Annotated in this window: 18 protein-coding genes and 1 tRNA gene; 12 read left to right on the top strand and 7 right to left on the bottom strand. The window is 62.3% G+C overall.

Going from position 1 to position 20,134, the window contains the following annotated elements; all coding sequences use genetic code 11:
- Positions 1–118: 118 nt before the first annotated feature.
- Positions 119–607 carry a MarR family winged helix-turn-helix transcriptional regulator gene (locus AC0L2L_RS11850; protein WP_473578505.1) on the top strand — a complete coding sequence of 163 codons (489 nt, stop codon included), beginning with the start codon at positions 119–121 and terminating at the stop codon, positions 605–607.
- Between the two features lie 27 nt (positions 608–634).
- Here AC0L2L_RS11850 and AC0L2L_RS11845 read toward each other — a convergent pair whose 3' ends face one another.
- Positions 635–1,747 (bottom strand): pyridoxal phosphate-dependent aminotransferase, encoded by a 1,113-nt coding sequence (locus AC0L2L_RS11845; protein WP_473578503.1) that lies wholly within the window; start codon positions 1,745–1,747, stop codon positions 635–637.
- 114 nt (positions 1,748–1,861) lie between these two features.
- Between AC0L2L_RS11845 and AC0L2L_RS11840 the strand changes: the two genes are divergently transcribed.
- Complete coding sequence (locus tag AC0L2L_RS11840; protein WP_473578501.1) at positions 1,862–3,544, top strand: tetratricopeptide repeat-containing sulfotransferase family protein; 1,683 nt, start codon at positions 1,862–1,864, stop codon at positions 3,542–3,544.
- A gap of 494 nt (positions 3,545–4,038) precedes the next feature.
- On the opposite strand, the gene AC0L2L_RS11835 is transcribed toward AC0L2L_RS11840, so the two are convergent.
- Positions 4,039–5,229 (bottom strand): porin, encoded by a 1,191-nt coding sequence (locus tag AC0L2L_RS11835; RefSeq protein ID WP_473578499.1) that lies wholly within the window; start codon positions 5,227–5,229, stop codon positions 4,039–4,041.
- A gap of 448 nt (positions 5,230–5,677) precedes the next feature.
- On the opposite strand from AC0L2L_RS11835, the gene AC0L2L_RS11830 reads away from it, so the two are divergent.
- The 4 genes from AC0L2L_RS11830 (at position 5,678) to AC0L2L_RS11815 (ending at position 8,610) form a co-directional block, all read left to right on the top strand.
- Positions 5,678–5,768, top strand: a tRNA-Ser gene (locus AC0L2L_RS11830).
- A 95-nt stretch (positions 5,769–5,863) separates the two neighbouring features.
- On the top strand, positions 5,864–6,115 hold the full coding sequence (locus AC0L2L_RS11825) for a GIY-YIG nuclease family protein (protein ID WP_473578497.1): 252 nt from the start codon (positions 5,864–5,866) through the stop codon (positions 6,113–6,115).
- 97 nt (positions 6,116–6,212) lie between these two features.
- Positions 6,213–7,292 carry a porin gene (locus tag AC0L2L_RS11820; RefSeq protein ID WP_473578495.1) on the top strand — a complete coding sequence of 360 codons (1,080 nt, stop codon included), beginning with the start codon at positions 6,213–6,215 and terminating at the stop codon, positions 7,290–7,292.
- A gap of 241 nt (positions 7,293–7,533) precedes the next feature.
- The gene (locus AC0L2L_RS11815) at positions 7,534–8,610 is read left to right on the top strand and encodes a tyrosine-type recombinase/integrase (RefSeq protein ID WP_473578494.1); all 1,077 of its coding nucleotides are present in this window, start codon (positions 7,534–7,536) and stop codon (positions 8,608–8,610) included.
- Positions 8,611–8,836: 226 nt separating this feature from the next.
- Here the strand turns inward: AC0L2L_RS11815 and AC0L2L_RS11810 are convergent, their stop codons facing one another.
- Together AC0L2L_RS11810 and AC0L2L_RS11805 are read right to left on the bottom strand one after the other, a co-directional pair.
- Positions 8,837–9,733: an alpha/beta fold hydrolase gene (locus AC0L2L_RS11810; protein WP_473578493.1), complete on the bottom strand. Its 897-nt coding sequence runs from the start codon at positions 9,731–9,733 to the stop codon at positions 8,837–8,839.
- 252 nt (positions 9,734–9,985) lie between these two features.
- A complete protein-coding gene (locus AC0L2L_RS11805) occupies positions 9,986–12,025 on the bottom strand; it encodes a lytic transglycosylase domain-containing protein (protein ID WP_473578491.1) in 2,040 nt (679 codons plus the stop codon).
- Between the two features lie 281 nt (positions 12,026–12,306).
- Between AC0L2L_RS11805 and dapA the strand changes: the two genes are divergently transcribed.
- From dapA to AC0L2L_RS11790, 3 genes are all read left to right on the top strand, one after another.
- Positions 12,307–13,188, top strand: coding sequence for a 4-hydroxy-tetrahydrodipicolinate synthase (dapA, locus tag AC0L2L_RS11800; protein ID WP_473578489.1), 882 nt, complete (start codon positions 12,307–12,309; stop codon positions 13,186–13,188).
- 151 nt (positions 13,189–13,339) lie between these two features.
- A complete protein-coding gene (smpB, locus tag AC0L2L_RS11795) occupies positions 13,340–13,819 on the top strand; it encodes an SsrA-binding protein SmpB (RefSeq protein ID WP_473578488.1) in 480 nt (159 codons plus the stop codon).
- Positions 13,820–13,913: 94 nt separating this feature from the next.
- Positions 13,914–14,624 (top strand): glycoside hydrolase family 25 protein, encoded by a 711-nt coding sequence (locus AC0L2L_RS11790; protein ID WP_473578487.1) that lies wholly within the window; start codon positions 13,914–13,916, stop codon positions 14,622–14,624.
- A gap of 62 nt (positions 14,625–14,686) precedes the next feature.
- On the opposite strand, the gene AC0L2L_RS11785 is transcribed toward AC0L2L_RS11790, so the two are convergent.
- Positions 14,687–15,616 (bottom strand): DMT family transporter, encoded by a 930-nt coding sequence (locus tag AC0L2L_RS11785; protein WP_473578485.1) that lies wholly within the window; start codon positions 15,614–15,616, stop codon positions 14,687–14,689.
- Positions 15,617–15,759: 143 nt separating this feature from the next.
- Between AC0L2L_RS11785 and AC0L2L_RS11780 the strand changes: the two genes are divergently transcribed.
- Positions 15,760–16,233, top strand: a complete 474-nt coding sequence (locus AC0L2L_RS11780) for an Lrp/AsnC ligand binding domain-containing protein (protein WP_473578483.1) — start codon at positions 15,760–15,762, stop codon at positions 16,231–16,233.
- 30 nt (positions 16,234–16,263) lie between these two features.
- Here the strand turns inward: AC0L2L_RS11780 and AC0L2L_RS11775 are convergent, their stop codons facing one another.
- Positions 16,264–16,935 carry a uracil-DNA glycosylase gene (locus AC0L2L_RS11775; protein WP_473578481.1) on the bottom strand — a complete coding sequence of 224 codons (672 nt, stop codon included), beginning with the start codon at positions 16,933–16,935 and terminating at the stop codon, positions 16,264–16,266.
- Positions 16,932–17,513: a LabA-like NYN domain-containing protein gene (locus AC0L2L_RS11770; RefSeq protein WP_027164892.1), complete on the bottom strand. Its 582-nt coding sequence runs from the start codon at positions 17,511–17,513 to the stop codon at positions 16,932–16,934. The genes AC0L2L_RS11775 and AC0L2L_RS11770 overlap by 4 nt, the downstream gene beginning before the upstream one ends.
- Before the next feature lie 303 nt (positions 17,514–17,816).
- On the opposite strand from AC0L2L_RS11770, the gene rpoZ reads away from it, so the two are divergent.
- A complete protein-coding gene (gene rpoZ / locus AC0L2L_RS11765; protein ID WP_027164893.1) occupies positions 17,817–18,218 on the top strand; it encodes a DNA-directed RNA polymerase subunit omega in 402 nt (133 codons plus the stop codon).
- Positions 18,219–18,342: 124 nt separating this feature from the next.
- The coding region (locus AC0L2L_RS11760; protein ID WP_473578479.1) for a RelA/SpoT family protein at positions 18,343–20,134 on the top strand (1,792 nt) is incomplete at its 3' end.

Raw genomic sequence — 20,134 nt, 5'->3', positions numbered from 1 at the left:
CAGCATGGGTCGAATGCAACGGGCTTCGAGGAGGTAGGTGGCCGCGTCAATCAAATGATTGACTAAGTCAACTAATAGAGGAATTATCGGCGCGCAACGTCTCTGAGAGGAGATCTGCATGCCGCACGAAGCCCTGGTCCATGAGATTCGCCGCTTCAACCGGTTCTATACCGACCTGATCGGGCTGCTCGATGAGACCTTGATGCAGAGCCCTTACACGCTGGCCGAAGCCCGCGTGCTGTTCGAACTCGGACGCAAGGCCCGACCAGCCGGCGGCCGGGCGGGCTTCCTGGTGCGCATGTTTCATCTCGATCTCGCGCCGGTGGCGTCCGAACTGGCCGGCGAACTGCATCTCGCCCCCGCCTATCTTCTGAGGGTCCTTCGGAAATTCACCGCCAAGGGGTTGGCTGAAATGCGCGATGGCCCGAAGAACGGGCTGCGCGTTCTTTCACTGACCACGCGGGGCGAGGCCGCGCTGGTTGATCTCGAGGCGGCGACGAACCGCGACCTTGCCCGCCTGATCGTCAAGCTCCAAGACAGGGAAGCCGCGGAGCTTTCCGATGCGCTGAACCGCGCGACGCGCCTGCTGGCAACCGCAGGAATGTGAAGACTCGCTTCTCGGGAAGCGGGTTGGTCAGTTCCCCCGAGCCGCCGCCAGTGCGCCCGGCAATTCCTCGGCGAAGATATCGAGTTCGTGGTCGAGCCCGACGCTGACCCTGACGCAGCGATCGAGCACCGGCACCATCGGCTTGCGGATGAAGACGTCGCGCGACAACAGGCCCTGCATCACCTTCAGCGCGAAGGCGCCGTCGCGGCCGCAGTCGATGGTGACGAAATTGGTCGCCGACGGCAAAGGCTTTAGGCCGTTTTGCCTGGCAATGGCGGAAATGCGCTCGCGGCCAGCGGCCACGCGCGCCACCACCGATCGCAGGTGGTCCTGATCGGCAAGCGCCTCGAGGCCGGCGATCTGCGCCATGCGGCTGACGCCGTAATGGTTGCGGATCTTCTCGAAGTCGCGGATCACCTCGGCCTCGGCCACGGCGTAGCCGCAGCGTATGCCGGCCAACCCGTAGGCCTTGGAGAAGGTGCGCATGCGGATGACGTTGGGCCGCGAGACATCGATGGCCGGCAGCGCCGAGGCCGGTCCCAGCTCGCCATAGGCCTCGTCGAGCACCAGCATGGTGGTTTGCGGCAGCGCCTCGATGAAGCGGATGACGTCCGGCGCCTCCCACCAGCTTCCCATCGGATTGTCCGGATTGGAGAGGTAGACCAGCGGCGCCTTTTCGCTCGCGACCTTGCTCAGAAGCCCGTCGAGGTCTTCCCTGTCGTTGGCGTAGGGCACCGTCACCAGGCGGCCGCCGACGCCGGCGATATGGAAGTTGAAGGTGGGGTAGGCGCCGAGCGAGGTCACCACGGCATCGCCCGGCCCGACAAACATGCGCGCCACCAGGCCGAGCAGGCCGTCGATGCCCTCGCCGACGACCACGTTTTCGACGGCCACGCCATGGTGAGCGGCGGTCGCCACCTTCAATTCGTAATTATCGGGATCGCAATACATCCACTGGTCGCGGGCGATGGCCTGCATGCGGGCGATGACGCGCGGCGAAGGCCCGAAACTGCTCTCGTTGGCGCCGATGCGGACGCGAAAAGGCCGGCCGCGCTCACGCTCCTGCGCCTCCGGGCCGACGAATGGCACCGTGGTTGGGAGCGCGCCGACGATCGGCGTGAGGGAGGGACGCTGGCGCATGGCGAAAGCTCGCGTGAAAGGAGCGTTCTTGCTAGCGCGGCGGCGGGGCGGGGGCAAGCTTGCGGAGCGTACCGAAGACTGGATTCTTTCCCGGCTTTTTGCTAGCGAGGTTCGATGAACAATCGTCTACCGCCCGCCTGGGCAAAGCACCTCAAGTCTGCTCCCGCGCCGAAGCCGCGCTTGTCTCAAGCAAATCCGACAATGGCAAAACCGCCCGTGCGCGCCGCCAATGATGCGCGTGCGCGGGCTGATGATCAATTGCTGATGCAGGCGTATGAGCATCAGCAAGCCAAACGGCTCAATGAAGCACAGGATATATGCCTCCAGGTGCTGGCTCGAACGCCAAACCATCCGGTGGCTCTCTACATCATGGGTACCGTTTACCTAGGCTACGACGACGAGGCAGCGCTGCGCTATTTCGGACGTGCGATCGTCGAAGAGCCTAAGAACCCTTATTATCATCTCAGCCTCGGCGAGGCCTACGGCAAGCTGAGTGAATATTCGGCAGCGATCAACCATATCCAGTATGCCTTGGAAGTGCAGCCGGATCTTGTTGAGGCACTTTGTGCCTTGGGACGCGTCTACACGCAGTTCGACAAGCCTGATCTGGCGTTGCCGCTGTACGAGAAGGCGCTGAAGATTAACCGCGATCATCCCAAGGCGCGGATTGGAATAGCGACCGCGCTCACTGGCCTTGGGCGCATGGATGAGGCCGCGTCCTATCTCAAGGAGGCGATCGAACGCCGCGTCGACGTGGCGGCCGCCTACTATGACCTTGTGCAAACCCGAAAGTTCACGGAGGAGCCCGCCGAATTCCAGTCGATCCTTCGCGAGCTGAACAGTCCGGGACTAAAGCCGGAGGCTAAGGCCAGTCTCAACTACGCCGCCGGTAAGGTGGAGAACGACCTCAAGCGCTATGCGGAAGCCTTCGACCACTTCAAGAAGGCGAAGCAAGCGGAAGGTTACAAATTCGACATCGAACAGTACCGTCGTTTCATTGACCTGACGATTGAAACCTTCACGCCGGAGCTATTTTCAGCAAGGTCTGGCTATGGCAACCCTTCCGAGGCGCCTGTGTTCGTGGTGGGCATGCCACGCTCGGGAACCACGCTTACCGAACAGATATGCGCCAGTCATCCCGAGGTTCACGGGGCTGGAGAGTTGAGCAAACTGAGGCGGGTGGCGAATGCAATCGGTCTGCAACCCTCGGCCTCGGATTTCAACAAACCGATCACGACGATCACCGAGGGCTTGTCCAGGACGTTAGCCGAAGAGCACCTTTCCTATCTGCGGGAGCGTGGTCCGACTGCGCAGCGCATCATCGACAAGATGCCGCACAATTTCGAATTGATCGGCTTGCTTACGCTTCTGTTCCCAAATGCGCGCATCGTTCATTGTCGCCGCGATGCCATCGACAATTGCGTCTCATGCTATGTCCTGCCTTTCAGCTCGGCGCACAGCTACAACACGGACCTGCAGGCGCTCGGCCTCTATTATCGCGAGTACGATCGCTTGATGCGTCACTGGAACGAGGTTTTCCCAGGCCGCATCTTCGAGAATCGCTATGAGACGCTTGTCGAGGATCAGGAGGCACAGTCGCGCCGGCTCATCGATTACCTGGGGCTGCCGTGGGATGATGCCTGCTTGCGCTTCTTCGACAGGGAAGGGGCGGTCACCACGCCTAGCCGCTGGCAGGTCCGTCAGCCGATCTACAAATCCTCCGTGAAGCGCTGGAAGAATTTCGAAGGCGAGATAACCCCTCTCATCGAAGCCTTGGGTGACCTGGCCGACACCTGATCTTCGGCAGAGCCACGGTAAAGGCATGGCGGTGCGCCAGGAGGCCACGCCTTGAAGGAGCGTCGGTGGTTTTGTTCCCCTATGGGCCTGCCATCCGGTAAAGCGATTCCGACAAATCAATAGCGCCGCGCGTCTTTGCGGACGCAAGGTGGCTGCGGCGCTAAAGCGTGTCGCGCTGAAACGGATTCTAACGGATTCAGGCGACACGCTTTAAATCTTTGTTTTTATGCATGTCGTCGTCCCAGAACCGCTGCACACTTCTGGGCGCAGCATGATCTTTTCGGAGATGATTCCCGTCAGGTCCGGGCTTCCTGCCGATTCCACGATGTCCGGCGGTTTCGACCCGGAACTGCATCAAAACAAGCAGCAGTTTAGCGGCTTGTCGAACTGGTCGCCATGGGTTTGCGGCACCCCCCGTCCGGGATAGCTCGTCCAACGAAAAAACCCGGCGGTTGCCCGCCGGGTTTTCTTGGTCATCCCAGAAATAACTGGTCTTAGAAATCGCGCTGGAAGCGGAGGATGCCGCCGACGCTGTTCTTCTTGGTGGCCGGCGTCCAGGCAAAGTTCTCCGGACCAGCATCGCCAAAGCGACCTGCATGCAGGTAGTCCACTTCAGCCGTGATCGTGAAGCCGGGAACGGCAGTGTAGGCAATGTTTGCCGCCACGCCGACGTTCTTCCAATCGTCAGCCGAAGCCTGGATGTTGAACGAGGCCTTCTCGCTGAACTTGTAGGAGCCGCCGCCCCACACAGCCCAGTTGCCGCCCCACGGCTTGTAGAAGCCGCGACCGCCAGCGTAGGTGACGTAGGTGGTGTCGCTGAGATTGTCGTCCGTGCCATAGCCGGCCATGATGAACAGCGACAGGGCGTCGCTGACATTCACGTCCAAGCGGACCTTGCCGGACACTTCCTCGTAGTTGCTGTCATAGGCGATGACGCCTGTGATCGCGCCCCAGCCCTGCGTCCACTTCACGCCGCCGACGATGTGCGGAACATAGGAGTCGATCGCGCCTGCGCCGTAGTAAGCGCCGTAGTTGGTGCCATCCTGAACGGTACCGGCACCCGCGCCTTCTTCGAGCGAGACCACCGCCGAGAAGCCGTTGCCGGCATCGAAGTAGTACTGCACGACGTTGGTGTCGAAGCCGCCATAGGGGATGAGCGTATCCTGGATGACGTTGCCGGCGTAGCCGATGAACGTATCGTAGGCCGACTCGTCCTTACCGACGCGCAGGCCGCCGAGCTGGATCCAGGCGAAGTTCAGCGAGGTGCTGTTGCCGGGGGCGTTGACGAAAGGTGCGGTGTCGGCGTTCGAGTTGCCGAAGTTCCAGCGGGTCTCGGTGTAGGTCTTCAACGTGCCGAGCTCGGTTTCCTGGCCGGTCCAGGTCTTCAGCGTGAAGCGGGCGTTCTTCTTCCAGGTGCCCTGGCTGCCGCCGTCCTTGACGTCGCCGCTACGAGCACCGTCGAACGAGCCGAGGTCGCCGCCGGCGGCATCGTAACGGATGTAGCCGCCGATGCGCAGGCAGGTCTCGGTGCCCGGGATGTAGAAGTAGCCGGTGCCGTAGACGTCGCAGATCTTGACGTATTCGGCCGGTTCCGGCTCGGCGACGGTCACCGCGTCGGCGGCGCGAGCACCGGAAACTGCGACGAGGGCCGCAGCTGAGCCGAGAAGAAGGCTCTTGATGTTCATTTTCTGACCTCCAGTCAAAAGTTAAAAAACGGGTCTGGGTATTTTTTGCTGAAGGACAGCGTTCCCTGCCCCATCCCCACTACCGAAAAAGATGCGCACCGCGCCGCTCCTTCGAAGCTGACATTACCCATGAGCCGGCGGCGTTCAACCACGATCGTATCGGCGCGGGCGCTGTCCGGGCGCTATACCCGGGTGTTGTTGCACAAATGACACGATTTGGCCTCACTCCGAAAGTTCTCGTTAACCATCGAGCTCGTTGAGACGCTTGAATCCGGCGAATCCGGCAAAGCGTCGACAGAATTGCGGCGGGCCGGCGAGTCGGCGGCCGGGCAATTGCCGCAGAATCGCCACCTGGAGCGGCGGCAACGCAAGGGCTTGCCGATTTTTCGCCGATTATGGCGCCGGCTTGTTGATTGTGCCGGCGCTTTTCTTTATCCACCGGCGCGACGGAGAGGTGGCCGAGTGGTCGAAGGCGCTCCCCTGCTAAGGGAGTAGAGGTCAAAAGCTTCTCGTGGGTTCGAATCCCATCCTCTCCGCCACCCTACGCCCTGCGGGCTTCGGGTGGCAGGCCACCCGGAACCGCATTTTGGGCGTAGGAGTGTCGCCCGAAGCTACGAAGTAGCGTAGGGGGACCATGTGGTACGTCTATTTCCTGCAGCTCCATAACGGCGATGTTTATGTCGGGTCGACCAGCGACCTCCGGCGCCGTTTCGAATCGCATCAATCAGGACAGGTAACTTCGACCAAGGCATATTTGCCGGCCGTCTTGAGGGCCTACATCGCAGTTGAAACCGAGGCTAACGCACGGCAACTCGAGCAATATTTCAAGACCGGATCTGGCAAGGCGTTCGCCAACAAGCGTTTTTGGCGGACAGAGCCTTACTGACGGGGGGTAGGATTATCCATTTGAAATAAAAGAGAAAACGGCTCGATGAGTTGCTTTTCCTCGACCTCCACTCTCGATTCTGACTGGAGGTCAGAAAATGAACATCAAGAGCCTTCTTCTCGGCTCAGCTGCGGCCCTGATCGCAGTTTCGGGCGCCCGCGCCGCCGACGCGGTGACCGTCGCCGAGCCGGAACCGGCCGAATACGTCAAGATCTGCGACGTCTACGGCGCCGGCTACTTCTACATCCCTGGCACCGAGACCTGCCTGCGCATCGGCGGCTACATCCGTTACGACATCGGCGTGGGTGAAGTTAACGGTCACACGGACGTGGCGGATCGCATGGGCGACGGCCTCAACGACACCTACCACAAGCTGGCCCGCTTCGCGCTGAAGACCTGGACCGGCCAGGAAACCGAGCTCGGCACGTTGAAGACCTACACCGAGACCCGCTTCAACTTCAAAGATGGCTGGGATGAAGAAGAGGCCGGCAGCACTTCGTCGCTGAATTTTGCCTGGATCCAGATTGGCGGCCTGCGCGTCGGTAAGGATGAAACGGCATTCCAGACGTTCATCGGTTACGCCGGCAACGTCATCGACGACGATATCGTTGTTGACGGTCCGTACGATACCAATCTGATCCAGTACTACTTCGACGCCGGCAACGGCTTCTCGGCCGTGGTATCGCTGGAAGATGGTTCTGGGGACGACACGATCGACAGCTACGTTCCGCATGTCGTCGGTGGCGTGAAGTACACGCAGGGCTGGGGTGCGATCTCCGGCGTCGTCGCCTATGACAGCAACTACGAGGAAGTGACCGGCAAGGCCCGCTTGGACGTGACTGTCAACGACGCCCTGTCGCTGTTCATCATGGCCGGTTACGGCACTGGCGATGACAATGTCTTCAGCGGCGGTCATGACTTCTACAAGAAGTGGGACGGCAGCTGGGCGGTCTGGGGCGGCGGCTCCTACAAGTTCAACGAGAAGACCTCGTTCAATGCTCAGCTTGCGTATGATGAGGGCAAGAAATTCGCGCTGGCGGCAAACGTTGCCTACACCGCGGCTCCTGGCTTTACGATCACGGCCGAAGTCGACTACGTCAACGAGGCCTCCAGCATCTATCACCCCGTCAGCGATGACGCGTTCGGCGGTGTCCTGCGCTTCCAGCGCGACTTCTAAGGGCTGGCTTTGTACAAGTGAAATCCAGCCCGGGCACCACAACGCCCGGGCTGTTTTGTTTTCGTGACTGGGCACGGGCAAGCAGAAGGAAAAGGGGGTTCGATAGCTGAACGAAGTCTGCGCGGACGATTTCGTGGGATCTGCAATCTGCGGATGAAATCGATTTGTCAGACTAATCTCTTGAAAGGACGCCTCCGAACGGCTAGGGCTGGCCCTATCCACTGGGGGGTGTGGTCGAAAAATGTCAAACGAAGCGATTCAAGAGGGGGAGTCCTCTGCCCACTTTGCGGTTTTTTCTTCTCAAAATTCGAGTTTTAGGTACACCTACAACAAGATAAGAGAAGTAAAATCGTACAGGGTCGGGGAGCTTTTTGCAGCATATCGAGATATACTCTGGGATGACGGGCGGCATAAATATAATGTCAGCTCCTTCATTGGTGAAATAGACGAGATCCTCCTCGGAGAGCGTTTCAGCACCTTCGACCAGAGCACCCTGGACAACCTCATCGGCACCTTGCGCCAGCGCGGCAACAGCAACGCGACCATCAACAGAAAGATGGCCGCCCTCAGCAAACTGCTGCGCAAGGCTCACAAGATGGGGGATATCCACAGCTTGCCCGAATTCCGCCGCCAGAAGGAGCGGGCGGGACGGATTCGTTTCCTCGAAAGGGACGAAGAGGCAAGGCTGTTCGCGGCGGTCAGGAGCCGCAGCGAGGACGCCTACCGGCTCTCCGTCTTCCTGGTCGATGCCGGCTGCCGTCTCGGCGAGGCGCTCGGCCTGATCTGGAACGACATCCAGGAACACCGGGTCTCGTTCTGGATCACCAAGTCCGGCCGCAGCCGCACCATTCCGATGACCGAACGCGTCAAGGAAGTGATCAAGCTGCCGCCGGACACGGAAGGACGCCGGCCTAAGGGCCCGTTCACCAAGCTCACCCAGGCGCAATATCGCGCCATATGGAACGAGGCGAAGGCGGAAGTCGGTCTTGGCGCCGACGATCAGGTGGTGCCGCATATCCTGCGTCACACTTGCGCTTCGCGTCTCGTTCAGGGCGGCATCGACATCCGGCGCGTCCAGATGTGGCTGGGTCATCAGACATTGTCGATGACCATGCGTTACGCGCATCTGGCCACCAACGACCTCGACGGCTGCGTCGTCGTGCTGGAGAAGCCGCGCGTCCTCGAGGCGGTCAACGGCAAGGAGATCTCCGTCTTTTCATCTCCGGTGACCACGCCGTCGCCCGCGAAGCCGGCGCGCAAGCCGAAGAGCAAGGCAGCAGCGATCAAAGCGCCGAGGAAAAGCTCCAAGGCGAATTAGCGCTGACTCTCCCTTCTCCCCTTGTGGGAGAAGGTGGATCGGCGCGCAGCGCCGAGACGGATGAGGGGTGTTCCAGCGGCGTGAGACGTTGGCGTTCCCTGGAACACCCCTCATCCGTCGCCTTCGGCGACACCTTCTCCCACAAGGGGAGAAGGGAAGGCGCGCGATTGCCCGTCGGACTGCCTATACTTCTGCGGCGTCTCGCGACCCGGTTCTATTCTTGAATTTACTTTTGCCGAGCCTTCCGCTCCGCCCGATCGAGAAACCCACCAATCGCATCAGGCAATCCACCCGTCTCCAGGAAAGGCGCGTGGCCCTGGCCTTCGACAATGATCGATTCCATGCCGGGATGACGCCCGCGCATCTCGTCAAGCGTCGCCACGGAAAGAAGCTTCGAGTTGGCGCCGCGAATGGCAAGCAGCGGAACGGCGGCAAGCGCGTCGAACTGCGGCCACAGATCCGGCAGCGGCTTGCTGAAATCGATGCCGGCCAGCGTGTCGACCAGGGCCGGATCGAAATCCGGCACCCAGCCGGCTTCCGTCTCGCGGAAGATCGCAGCCACCATGCGTGCCCAGTCGATTTCGGCGAGGCCTGGGAAGTCGCCGCCATGTGTTTGCCGCTGCGCCGCCACTGCCTCGGCGAATGTCTTCGGTTTCGGCGCGCGGTCGAGGTAGGAGCGGATATGGGCAAGACCTTCGGCCTCGATCACCGGGCCGATGTCGTTGAGCACGACGGCCTTCAGCACGGCCGGCTTGAGCGCGCCGAGCACATGGATGATCAGCCCGCCGCGCGAGGTGCCGATGAAAGCGGCCTGTTCGATGCCGAGCGCGGTCAGCCCGGCAAGCACGTCACCGGCTTCGACCCCGACATTATAGTGGGCGATATCGGGATCGTGGGCGGATAGCCCGCGGCCACGGTAGTCGAAGGCGATGACCTTGCGCGGCCTGTCAGCCCGTCGTGACAGATAGAGCGCCAGTTCATGGAAGTCGCGCGCATTGCGGGTGAGGCCGGGCAAGCAGACCACTGGCCAGGCACTGGAATTCGCCTCGCCATAGATGCGGGCATGGAGCTGAAGCCCATCCGGAGCGGGATAGAAGAAGTTGGAGAAACCTTCGCTCGCCATCTGAGTGCTGTCCTCGCTGATAGTGATCGACAGCTACAGGCGAGGGTAGGGATCGTCAAACGGGAAGCCCTTTCCTTCTCCCCTTGTGGGAGAAGGTGGATCGGCGCGCAGCGCCGAGACGGATGAGGGGTGTTCCAGCGGAGTGAGACGTGGTGTTCCAGCGGAGTGAGGCGTTGGCGTTCCCTGGAACACCCCCCATCCGACCGAGCTTCGCTCGGCCACCTTCTCCCACAAGGGGCGAAGGTAAAAGCCTCAACTCCTTCCGTTCACCAGATCCCCGACGATGTCGTATTTGCCTGAAATACGCATCTTGTAGACCTCGTAATTCTCCATCACGCGCTGCACGTAACTTCTTGTTTCCGTGTAGGGAATCCGCTCGATCCAGTCTACGATGGCGTCCACGTCCTTGCCGCGCGGATCGCCATATTTCGCCACCCACTGGGCGGCGCGGTTGGGACCTGCATTGTAGCCGGCGAAGGTCAGCACATAGGAGCCGCCGAAGCGGTCGAGCTGCTCGCCGAGAAAGGCCGAGCCCAGCGTCGCATTGTAGCCGGCATCGCTGGTCAGCCGCGCCTGCGAGAAAGTCATGCCCGCCTTCTTCGCCAGTTGCTTGGCCGTGCCCGGCATCAACTGCAGCAGGCCGCGCGCGCCGGCACTGGAAACGGCGCCGATATTGAACTCGCTTTCCTGGCGGGCAATGGCATAGGCTAGCGCCTTGCCGGACCCGGATATATTGGCCGTATCGGGAATGACGCCGAGCGGATGCGACAGCGCCCCGACATCGATGCCGCGCTGGGCGGCGATCTTGCCGACTTTCAGCGCCATGAAGTGGTTGCCCTGCCGTTCGGCCAGCACCGCCAGCAGCGCCAGCTCGCCCGGGCTCGTCAATTGTCCGGCGAGGTCGCGATAGAGCGTCTCGGCATAGCGGTCATAGCCGGCTTCCTGCAGTCGCTTGATCGCGCTCACCGCCTCTCGGCCGTCAAAGCTCAGGCGGTCGGCCGCGCTCGGTTTCGGATAGACGATGTTGAGGGTCCTGAGACCCACACGCTCGCCGGCGAGCTGGCCATAGAAGGTCGTGCCATAGCTGGCCGCGCGCGTGAAATAGTCCTTCGCGTTGCCCGGACCCCCGACTTCCGCCGCGCGGCCGAGCCAGTAATTGGCGCGCGACAGCGACACCGGCCCCTGGGCGAACTCGGTGATGCGCGTGAAATGCCTGGCGGCGGTCGCCGGGTCGTTGAGACCGCGCAAGGCGTACCAGCCGGCATGGAACTCGGCTTCGGCGGCGTTCAGTGGGCTCTCGGCGGCGTGCATGGAGACGATTTTATAGGCGGTTTTCATGTCGCCCTGGTCGACCAGCTCGCGTGAGAGCACGCGGCGCTCGACCCACCAGGCGTCGGGGTCCACCAGCGAATCGCGGTCGGTCGGCGCCTTCATCACGACCGCCGCGGCATCGGCGAATTTCTGCTGCTTGCGCAGATATTCCGCCTCGGCGAAGAAATAGCCGGCCGAGCGCTGCGCCGCCGGCACCGCCTTCAACAGCTTGGCGGCATTCTTGTCGCCCTTGTCGGCCGCCGCCCACGCATCCGCCAGGGGTTGTGCGCCGGCGAGGCCTGCGACGCGCAGGGCCGATGACGGCCGGTCGGCATAGAACATCCGCTCCATGCGGTAGCGATGGTCGGCCGCCGGGATCAGCGTGCCGAACTCCTTGATGACGGTCGCCTCGTCCTTTGCCTCCAGCTTTTCCGTGCGCCAGAACGGCACCAGCACCGACCGCGCCGCGGCCTGATTGCCAAGCGCCAATTGCGAGCGGGCAAGGATCATCACGCCCTCCGGCGTCAGCGGCTGGCTGCGGCCGAAGGCCTGCACTACCACTTGCGGTGGCGGATTCTCGCGATAGAGCGCGCGCTCGCTGTTCTTGCGCAACGCGATCGTGCCCGGCCATCCCGGCAGCATCTTGGCGGCATCGGCAATCTCGCCGCTCGGCACCTTGTCGCCGCCGTAAAGCGCGATCGCCCAGGCCAGAATATGCCGGTCGAGCGAAATGGCGGGCAGCGTGTCGCGCGCGTTGCGCGCCCCGGCGATATTGTTGGCTGCGAGCGCATCGAGCCCGCTCTTCAACTGGGCAATGCTGTCCGAAGGGGAGGGCTGCGTCTGGCCGGGGGCCTGCGGCGAGTCGGGCATCGGGATCGAGGCCGTTGCGCGCACCTCCACGCTGCCGCCGATCGCCATGCTGGGCGTCAGCGCGGCGATCGCGCCGAGAAGCGCGAAGATATGAGGCCGCCTCGTCGGCATTGTTGCAGTCCTAGCACATAGTCAGTAGGCGCGGGGGGACGTCGGAGCCCGAGCGAGAGCCTAAACTTAGGTCGTGAAGGGCCCGTAAACAAAAGGTTATCGAGGCCGTTCGAATTGCGCTTGCTGGCACTAAGCCGATGCTTGCCGCTAAACCATGTCGAGACTATGGTGCGCGGCTTCGCTTTCGGTTAGAAGGCGCGAAAATAAGATACCGACGCATGTCGCCCAAGGGCGGGACATCGACATGCATAACCGACAAAGTTCCAAGGAGTTTGGACGACATGCTGAGAGGCTCGCTGACCGCGCTCGTCACACCGTTCGAAAAGAGCGGGCGTTTCGACGAGAAAGCCTTTCGCGCCTTCGTGGAATGGCAGATCGCCGAAGGCACCAAGGGCCTCGTTCCGGTCGGCACCACGGGCGAGTCGCCGACGCTGTCGCATGACGAGCACCGCCAGGTCGTCAAGGTCTGCATCGAGGTGGCCAAGGGCCGGGTTCCGGTCGTGGCCGGTGCCGGCTCCAACAACACCGAGGAAGCGGTCGGGCTGGTGCAATACGCCGAAAAGGCCGGCGCCGACGCTGCCCTTGTCGTCACGCCTTACTACAACAGGCCAACCCAGCGCGGCCTTTATGAGCATTTCGCCGCCGTCGCCAGGGCGACCAGGCTGCCGATCATCATCTACAACATCCCGCCGCGTTCGGTGATCGATATGACGCCGGAGACGATGGGCAGGCTACGCCACGACTTCAAGAACATCGCCGGCGTCAAGGACGCGACCGGCAAGGTCGAGCGCGTCTCCTTCCAGCGAATGCACTGCGGCAAGGATTTCATCCAACTCTCCGGCGAGGATGCATCCGCGCTCGGTTTCAACGCCCATGGTGGTGTCGGCTGCATCTCGGTCACCTCGAATGTCGCGCCGCGGCTCTGCGCCGAATTCCAGGAAGCGACGCTTTCCGGCGACAGCGCCAAGGCGCTCGACCTGCAGGATCGGCTCCTGCCGCTCCATGAGGCGATCTTTATGGAGCCTGGCGTTTCCGGGTCGAAATACGCGCTGTCGAAGCTGGGCAAGGTCGAGAACGTGGTGCGTTCGCCGCTGGTGACGGTCGAGGCTTCGACCGCGGAAAAGATCGACGCGGCGCTAAAGCACGCCGGCTTGATTAATTAGCGAGCCCGTTTGGAAACTCTACTCCTGCGGCCATCTGAAGGCGTCACCTGCGCTTCCTGTGCTCACGTACTATATGTACGCTCCGCTCCGGTTCTCGGTGACGCCATCATCTGACTCGCAGGAGCGAGTTTCGAAACGGACTCTAGACGTCATGAATCAAGTCAAGAAAGCCGACCCCAACAACAGGACGGTCGCCGAAAACCGCAAGGCGCGCTTCAACTACGAGGTGCTCGACACGATCGAGACCGGCTTGGTGCTGACCGGCACCGAGGTCAAGTCGCTGCGCCAGGGCCAGGCCAACATCCAGGAGAGTTATGCCTCGACCGAGGGCGGCGAGATCTGGCTGATCAATTCCTATCTGCCGGAATATCTGCAGGCCAACCGCTTCAACCACGAGCCGCGCCGGCGCCGCAAATTGCTGGTCTCGAAGCGCGAGATGGCCAAGCTTGCGCAAAGCGTCGACCGCGAGGGCATGACGCTGGTGCCGCTGAAAATCTATTTCAACGACCGCGGCCGCGCCAAGCTGCTGCTCGCGGTTGCCCGCGGCAAGAAACTGCACGACAAGCGCGAGACCGAAAAGCAGCGCGACTGGTCGCGCGAGAAGGGCCGGCTGCTGAAGGAGCGCGGCTAGAGCAATTCCAGGAAAAGTGTATAGCGGTTCTCCGTTCGGAATTGCGTGAACACAGGTCGGCTATATCGAGGCGAGGCGGGCAGGGAGCCGAGGCTTGAGGAACCGCTTGATTGTCCTGGTTCTGGCTTTCGTCTTTCTGGCGCTTGCCATCTGGGCGGAAGGCCTTTTTCGACCGCGCGCTTTCCCACCGGATCGTGGCGAATTCCCCATAAGAGGCATCGACGTTTCGCACCACCAGGGCAAGATCGACTGGCAGCGCGTTGCGGCCAACGATGTCGCCTTCGCCATCATCAAGGCGACCGAAGGCGGCGACCATGTCGACGATACTTTCGCCGAGAATTTGCGTCAGGCCCGCGCAGCGGGTCTCGCGGTCGGCGCCTATCATTTCTTCACTTTCTGCCGCCCGGGCGCCGACCAAGCGAAGAACTTCATCTCGGTGGTGCCGCGCGGCGAACCGCTTTTGCCGCCGGTCGTCGACATCGAAATCCACGGCAATTGTCCGCATCGGCCTTCACCCGCCGAGCTGAACGCGGAACTCCTTGCATTCCTGGGTCCGGTCGAGGCGGCCTATGGCAAGCCGGCCATCGTCTACATCACCGACGAGGCCGGGCCGGCCTATGCTGCTCATATTCCGGTTCGCCAGCGCTGGCTGCGGTCGATTGCGATGCCGCCGAGGGAGGAGGGTTGGGTCTATTGGCAATATCTCGATACCGGCCGTGTCGACGGCATTGATGGCGACGTCGACCTGAATGTGCTGAAGGGCGGGCCGGCGAGGCTGTCGGAACTGTTTGCGCCGACGCCGTGAGGCGCCTCGGTAGCAATCTCGAATCTGTTTCGGCAGTATTTTGCGTATATCGCTGAAAAGGCTCACGATCCGCCCGACGCTGATGCGTTCAACCCTGCGCCGATGGTACGTCTTCCGACCGCCGAGAAGGCCATTCCCGCCATCATGATTGCGATGGCTGCGAACTGGACCGCCATCGGCGTTTCGCCGAGCACCGCCATGCCGACAATCACGGTGGCGATCGGTATGCCGGGCAGGAACAGCGATGCCGTCTGCGGCCCCAATTGCCGGACGATGTAAGTGTAGAGGAACATGGCTGCCGCGCCGGCCAGGATCCCCTGGATCACGATCTGGCTGGCGATCTCCGTGGCCGCCGCGGCATGGATATGGCTCGGTGCCAAGAGACAGAGAACCGGCAACGGCAGGCACGACAGGAGCACCACCGCAGCCGTCGCCGTCACCGGATCGGTACGCCAGAGCCGTACGAGAACGGCATAGGCCGAAAACATCAGGCCCGATCCGATGAACAGCACATCGCCGATGACGACGCCGCCGGTGCCGTCACGCGCAGCCGCGATGAACAGCAACAGCCCGGCGATGATCGCGACGACGCCGATTGTGCGCCGTTGCGAAGCGCCGTCATTGAAGAAGACGCGCGACAGAAGGAACGAAAAGAAGACGATCGACGCGGGGCAAAGCGCGGCCGCATGGGCGGCCGGTGCATAGGTCAGGCCCCAATTGATGATCAGCGGATAAGGCAATCCGGCCAGTGCCGCCAACGCCAGAGCCCTTCGCCAACCCAGCGCCCTCATGGGTGCGAAGCCGCTGCGCCAGACGATCGGCAGAAAGACCACCCCCGCGCCGCCAAAGCGCAAGGCGGCCAGATCTGTCGCCGTCAGATGCTCCCTGAGGCTGAAGCGGGCCGCTACAAACTGGATGGCGTAAATGCCGATCATGGTGAGGCCGGCGATAATCGCCAGTCTTGTATTTCCTGCGTCCCGTGCGTCTGCCACGACCTGCCACCCACACGCCGTCTAAGGCGAAGACCATCTCCACCGTTGCGGCGAAAGCGCAGCCTATTGCCCGGGCATCCGCGTTGAAATACGGTCATTTTGGAAAACCGTAGTGGAATTCACATTGGAAGGGCTGTTCTGAAGTGAATCACGAAGCGAGTGATCTCGACGGCGTCGACCGCAATCTGCTTCGGCTGCTGCAGGAGGATGGGCGTCGCACCACGCTTGATCTGGCGGCGCGTGTCGGCTTGTCGCCGACCGGCACGAGCCAGCGGGTGAAGCGGCTTTTCCGCGAAGGATACATCACCGCGGTCAGGGCCGTGCTAGATCCCGCCAAGATCGGACGCGGCACGCTCGTCTTCATCGAAGTGCGCCTCGATCACACCGCGCCTCATATTTTCGAACGCTTCGCCGAAGCGGTGACCAAGGCGCCCGAGGTTCTCGAGTGCCACATGGTCGTCGGCGGTTTCGACTACCTGGTAAAGGCGCGCATCTCGGAAATGGCGGCCTATCAGGATTTTCTGACGCGAGTCATTCTCGCGCTGCCAGGAGTGAAGGAGACGCACACCTATGCCTCGATCGGCGACGTGAAGCCGCATGCGCTGCTGCCGGTGTGAGGCCGTGCCGGACCATCAAGGCGCCTGAGTCTAGTTCTTCAGGAACGCCGCAATCTCCTTGAACACGCTCACGAACATTTCTTGCGTCAGCACGCCCGTATTGGTGTTGTAGCGCGAGCAGTGATAGCTGGAAAACAGCGCAATGCCGCCGGCCTCCTGCCGTCCGCCATGGCGAAACGGCAAAGCTGCGACGCGCTCGCCCAGCGCCCGCACCGTCGACTGATGCGCGATCGAACCCAGCGTCAGGATGGCGCGCAGGTTGGGGAAGCGCGCGATGGTCGGCCTGAGGAAGGTGCGGCAGGTGGCGATCTCGGCCCCGACCGGCTTGTTTTCCGGCGGCACGCAGCGCACCGCATTGGTGATCGCGGTGCCGACAAGCTCAAGCCCGTCATCCGGCCTTGCCTTGAACTCGCCGCGCGCCAGGCCTTGCGCGATCAGCGTGTTGTAGAGCAGGTCGCCGGCGAAGTCGCCGGTGAAGGGGCGTCCCGTGCGGTTGGCGCCGCGCAGGCCGGGCGCCAGTCCGACGATCAGCAGGCGGACTGAACCTTCGCCCTCCGGTGGCAGGAAGGTTGGCACCGGCGCATTGAACCAGCCCGGCTCGCGCTCGCGCCATGCGGCGATGAAATCATGCAGCCGCGGGCAAAGCGGGCAGTCATGGCCGGGTTCGGGAGAGGGCGCGGCGGTCAACGTCGCCGCCGTCAATAATCGTCCTCTTCGACTTCGGCGGGTTCCGGCCGGCGCGCAGGCCGCTCGGACGGGTCGCGGCCGACTTCGCTCTTCAGCGTCATCAAGTCGATGAAATGATCGGCCTGGCGGCGCAGATCGTCGGAAATCATCGGCGGCTGCGAAGCCATGGTCGAGATGATCGACACCTTGCGGCCGCGTCGCTGCAGCGCCTCGACCAGCGTGCGGAAGTCGCCGTCGCCGGAGAAGATCACGTAATGGTCGACGACATCGGCCAGCTCCAGCGCATCGACGGTCAGCTCGATGTCCATGTTGCCCTTGATCTTGCGGCGGCCGGTCGAGTCGGTGAATTCCTTGGCTGGCTTGGTCACCACCTTGAAGCCATTATAGTCGAGCCAGTCGATCAGCGGCCGGATCGAGGAGTATTCCTGATCCTCGACCAGCGCGGTGTAATAGTAAGCGCGCAGCAGATAACCGCGCTTCTGGAAGCTCGACAGAAGCTTGCGGTAGTCGATGTCGAAGCCCAGCGCGCGCGACGTGGCGTAGAGATTGGCGCCGTCGATGAAAAGAGCGATCTTTTCACGAGGATCGAACATTGAAAAACATCCCTTTCGAAAATTTCTGTCGTCTAAAAGCGTTTGACGAATAGGTCCGGCAAATGGGCCTTGGCACCGTCACATCCGAGATAACGCGCAATTTATGGATATCCAAGGGCAGGCCCTGCATTGCAAGCAATTGTGATCGCAACTATGTGAGCTACATCATGGCGCGGTCCGATGATGAGCCGGGCAAAGGCCCGTGAAGCTGACGCCACCGCCATAAAGCTTGTATTTCGGCTGCGCCCGCGTTATGGAGCGCGCCAGCTTTCCATCAAATCCATCGCATGAAAGGGGCAGTCCATGGCCCGCGTAACCGTTGAAGATTGCATCGACAAGGTCGACAACCGTTTTGAACTCGTGCTGCTCGCCGGCCACCGCGCCCGCCAGATCAGCCAGGGCGCGCAGATCACCGTTCCGCGCGACAATGACAAGAACCCGGTCATCGCGCTGCGCGAGATCGCCGACGAGACGCTGTCGCCCGACGACCTCAAGGAAGACCTGATCCACTCGCTGCAGAAGCATGTCGAGGTCGACGAGCCGGAGGCCGAGGGCGAGGCGATCACCGACCAGACCGGCGCGACCGCTGTTGCAGCCGACGCCGACGATGCCGAGGAGAACGTCACTTTCGACCGCATGACCGAGGAAGATCTCCTCGCCGGCATCGAAGGTCTGGTGCCGCCGGAAAAGAGCGACGACTACTAAGCTTCTGGAACTTGCCTGGATCAAGCATCCGGCACTTCCGTCTCGTAAGTTTCGTGGCTATCTATGGGATGCGTCGCATGTTGGTGCGGCGCATCAATCATTTCAGCACCGCGAGATCCCGCCCATGATGCGTCAGTATGAGCTTGTCGAGCGCGTCCAGCGCTACAAGCCTGACGTCAACGAGGCGCTGCTCAACAAGGCTTACGTCTATGCCATGCAGAAGCATGGCCACCAGAAGCGCGCCTCGGGTGATCCTTATTTCTCGCATCCGCTCGAAGTCGCCGCCATCCTCACCGACATGCACATGGACGAGGCGACCATCGCCGTTGCCCTGCTGCATGACACGATCGAGGACACCACCGCGACCAGGGCCGAGATCGACGAATTGTTCGGTCCCGAGATGGGCAAGCTGGTCGAGGGCCTCACCAAGCTGAAGAAGCTCGATCTGGTCTCGAAGAAGGCCGAGCAGGCGGAGAACCTGCGCAAGCTTTTGCTGGCGATCTCCGAGGATATTCGCGTTCTTCTGGTCAAGCTGGCCGACCGCCTGCACAACATGCGCACCCTCGACCATATGCCTGAGTCCAAGCGCCTTCGCATCGCCGAGGAGACGATGGACATCTATGCGCCTTTGGCCGGGCGCATGGGCATGCAAGGCATGCGCGAGGAACTGGAAGAAATCGCCTTCCGCTACATCAATCCGGAGGCCTATCGCGCCGTTACCGCCAGGCTGGCCGAGATTTTCGAGCGCAACAAGGGCGTCCTGCAGGAGATCGAGACGGCGCTGTCCGGCCTGTTCGAGAAACACGCCATCAACGCGGGCGTGAAGAGCCGGCAGAAGAAACCATGGTCGGTATTCCGCAAGATGGAGGCCAAGGCGCTCTCCTTCGAGCAGCTCTCCGACATTTTCGGCTTCCGCGTCGTCGTCGATTCGGTCGACGACTGCTACCGCGCGCTTGGCGCCATCCACACCACCTGGTCGATGGTGCCCGGCCGCTTCAAGGACTACATCTCGACGCCCAAGCAGAACGACTACCGATCGATCCACACCACCATCGTCGGCCCGTCGCGCCAGCGCGTCGAATTGCAGATCCGCACCAGGGAGATGAACAAGATCGCCGAATACGGCGTCGCCGCGCATTCGATCTACAAGGACAGCGGCGGCAAGACGAACGGCGCCGGCCATGCGATCTCCAAGGAAACCAACGCCTATGCCTGGCTGCGGCGCACCATCGAGCAACTAGCCGAAGGCGACAATCCGGAGGACTTCCTCGAGAACACCAAGCTCGAGCTGTTCCAGGACCAGGTGTTCTGCTTCACGCCCAAGGGCATGCTGATCGCGCTGCCGCGCGGCGCCACCCCGATCGACTTTGCCTATGCCGTCCACACCGATGTCGGCGACACCTGCGTCGGCGCCAAGGTCAATGGCCGCATCATGCCGTTGATGACGGAACTGAAGAACGGCGACGAGGTCGAGATCATCCGCTCCAAGGCGCAGGTGCCGCCCGCCGCCTGGGAATCGGTGGTCGTCACCGGCAAGGCGCGCGCCGCCATCCGCCGCGCCACCAAGAATGCGATCCGCAAGCAGTATTCAGGCCTCGGCGCCCGCATCCTGGAACGCGCCTTCGAGCGCGCCGGCAAGACGTTCACCAAGGAAAGCCTGAAGCCGGTGCTGCACCGGCTGGCGCGCAAGGACATCGAGGATGTGCTGGCCTCGGTGGGGGGGGGGGGGGGGGCCCCCCCCCCCCCCCGGGGGGGGGGGGGGGGGCCCCAAAAAGGGGGGGGGGGGGGGGGGGGGGGGCCGCGGGGGGGGGGTGGGGGTGGGGGGGGGGGGGGGGGGGGGGGAAAAAAAAAAAAAAAAAAAAAAAAACAAAAGAGGGGGGGGGGCGGCGGGGAGGGGGGGGCGAGGGCCGCACGCA

Source organism: Mesorhizobium sp. WSM4832 (assembly GCF_055811115.1).
This window is presented reverse-complemented; position numbering and strand designations above follow the sequence as displayed.

Coding starts and splice junctions, on each gene's coding strand:
- AC0L2L_RS11850 (WP_473578505.1), top strand. CDS start 119: ATGCCGCACGAAGCCCTGGTCCATGAGATTCGCCGCTTCAACCGGTTC.
- AC0L2L_RS11825 (WP_473578497.1), top strand. CDS start 5,864: ATGTGGTACGTCTATTTCCTGCAGCTCCATAACGGCGATGTTTATGTC.
- AC0L2L_RS11770 (WP_027164892.1), bottom strand. CDS start 17,513: ATGTTCGATCCTCGTGAAAAGATCGCTCTTTTCATCGACGGCGCCAAT.
- dapA (WP_473578489.1), top strand. CDS start 12,307: ATGCTGAGAGGCTCGCTGACCGCGCTCGTCACACCGTTCGAAAAGAGC.
- rpoZ (WP_027164893.1), top strand. CDS start 17,817: ATGGCCCGCGTAACCGTTGAAGATTGCATCGACAAGGTCGACAACCGT.
- AC0L2L_RS11835 (WP_473578499.1), bottom strand. CDS start 5,229: ATGAACATCAAGAGCCTTCTTCTCGGCTCAGCTGCGGCCCTCGTCGCA.
- AC0L2L_RS11820 (WP_473578495.1), top strand. CDS start 6,213: ATGAACATCAAGAGCCTTCTTCTCGGCTCAGCTGCGGCCCTGATCGCA.
- AC0L2L_RS11810 (WP_473578493.1), bottom strand. CDS start 9,733: ATGGCGAGCGAAGGTTTCTCCAACTTCTTCTATCCCGCTCCGGATGGG.
- AC0L2L_RS11840 (WP_473578501.1), top strand. CDS start 1,862: ATGAACAATCGTCTACCGCCCGCCTGGGCAAAGCACCTCAAGTCTGCT.
- AC0L2L_RS11815 (WP_473578494.1), top strand. CDS start 7,534: ATGTCAAACGAAGCGATTCAAGAGGGGGAGTCCTCTGCCCACTTTGCG.
- smpB (WP_473578488.1), top strand. CDS start 13,340: ATGAATCAAGTCAAGAAAGCCGACCCCAACAACAGGACGGTCGCCGAA.
- AC0L2L_RS11805 (WP_473578491.1), bottom strand. CDS start 12,025: ATGCCGACGAGGCGGCCTCATATCTTCGCGCTTCTCGGCGCGATCGCC.
- AC0L2L_RS11845 (WP_473578503.1), bottom strand. CDS start 1,747: ATGCGCCAGCGTCCCTCCCTCACGCCGATCGTCGGCGCGCTCCCAACC.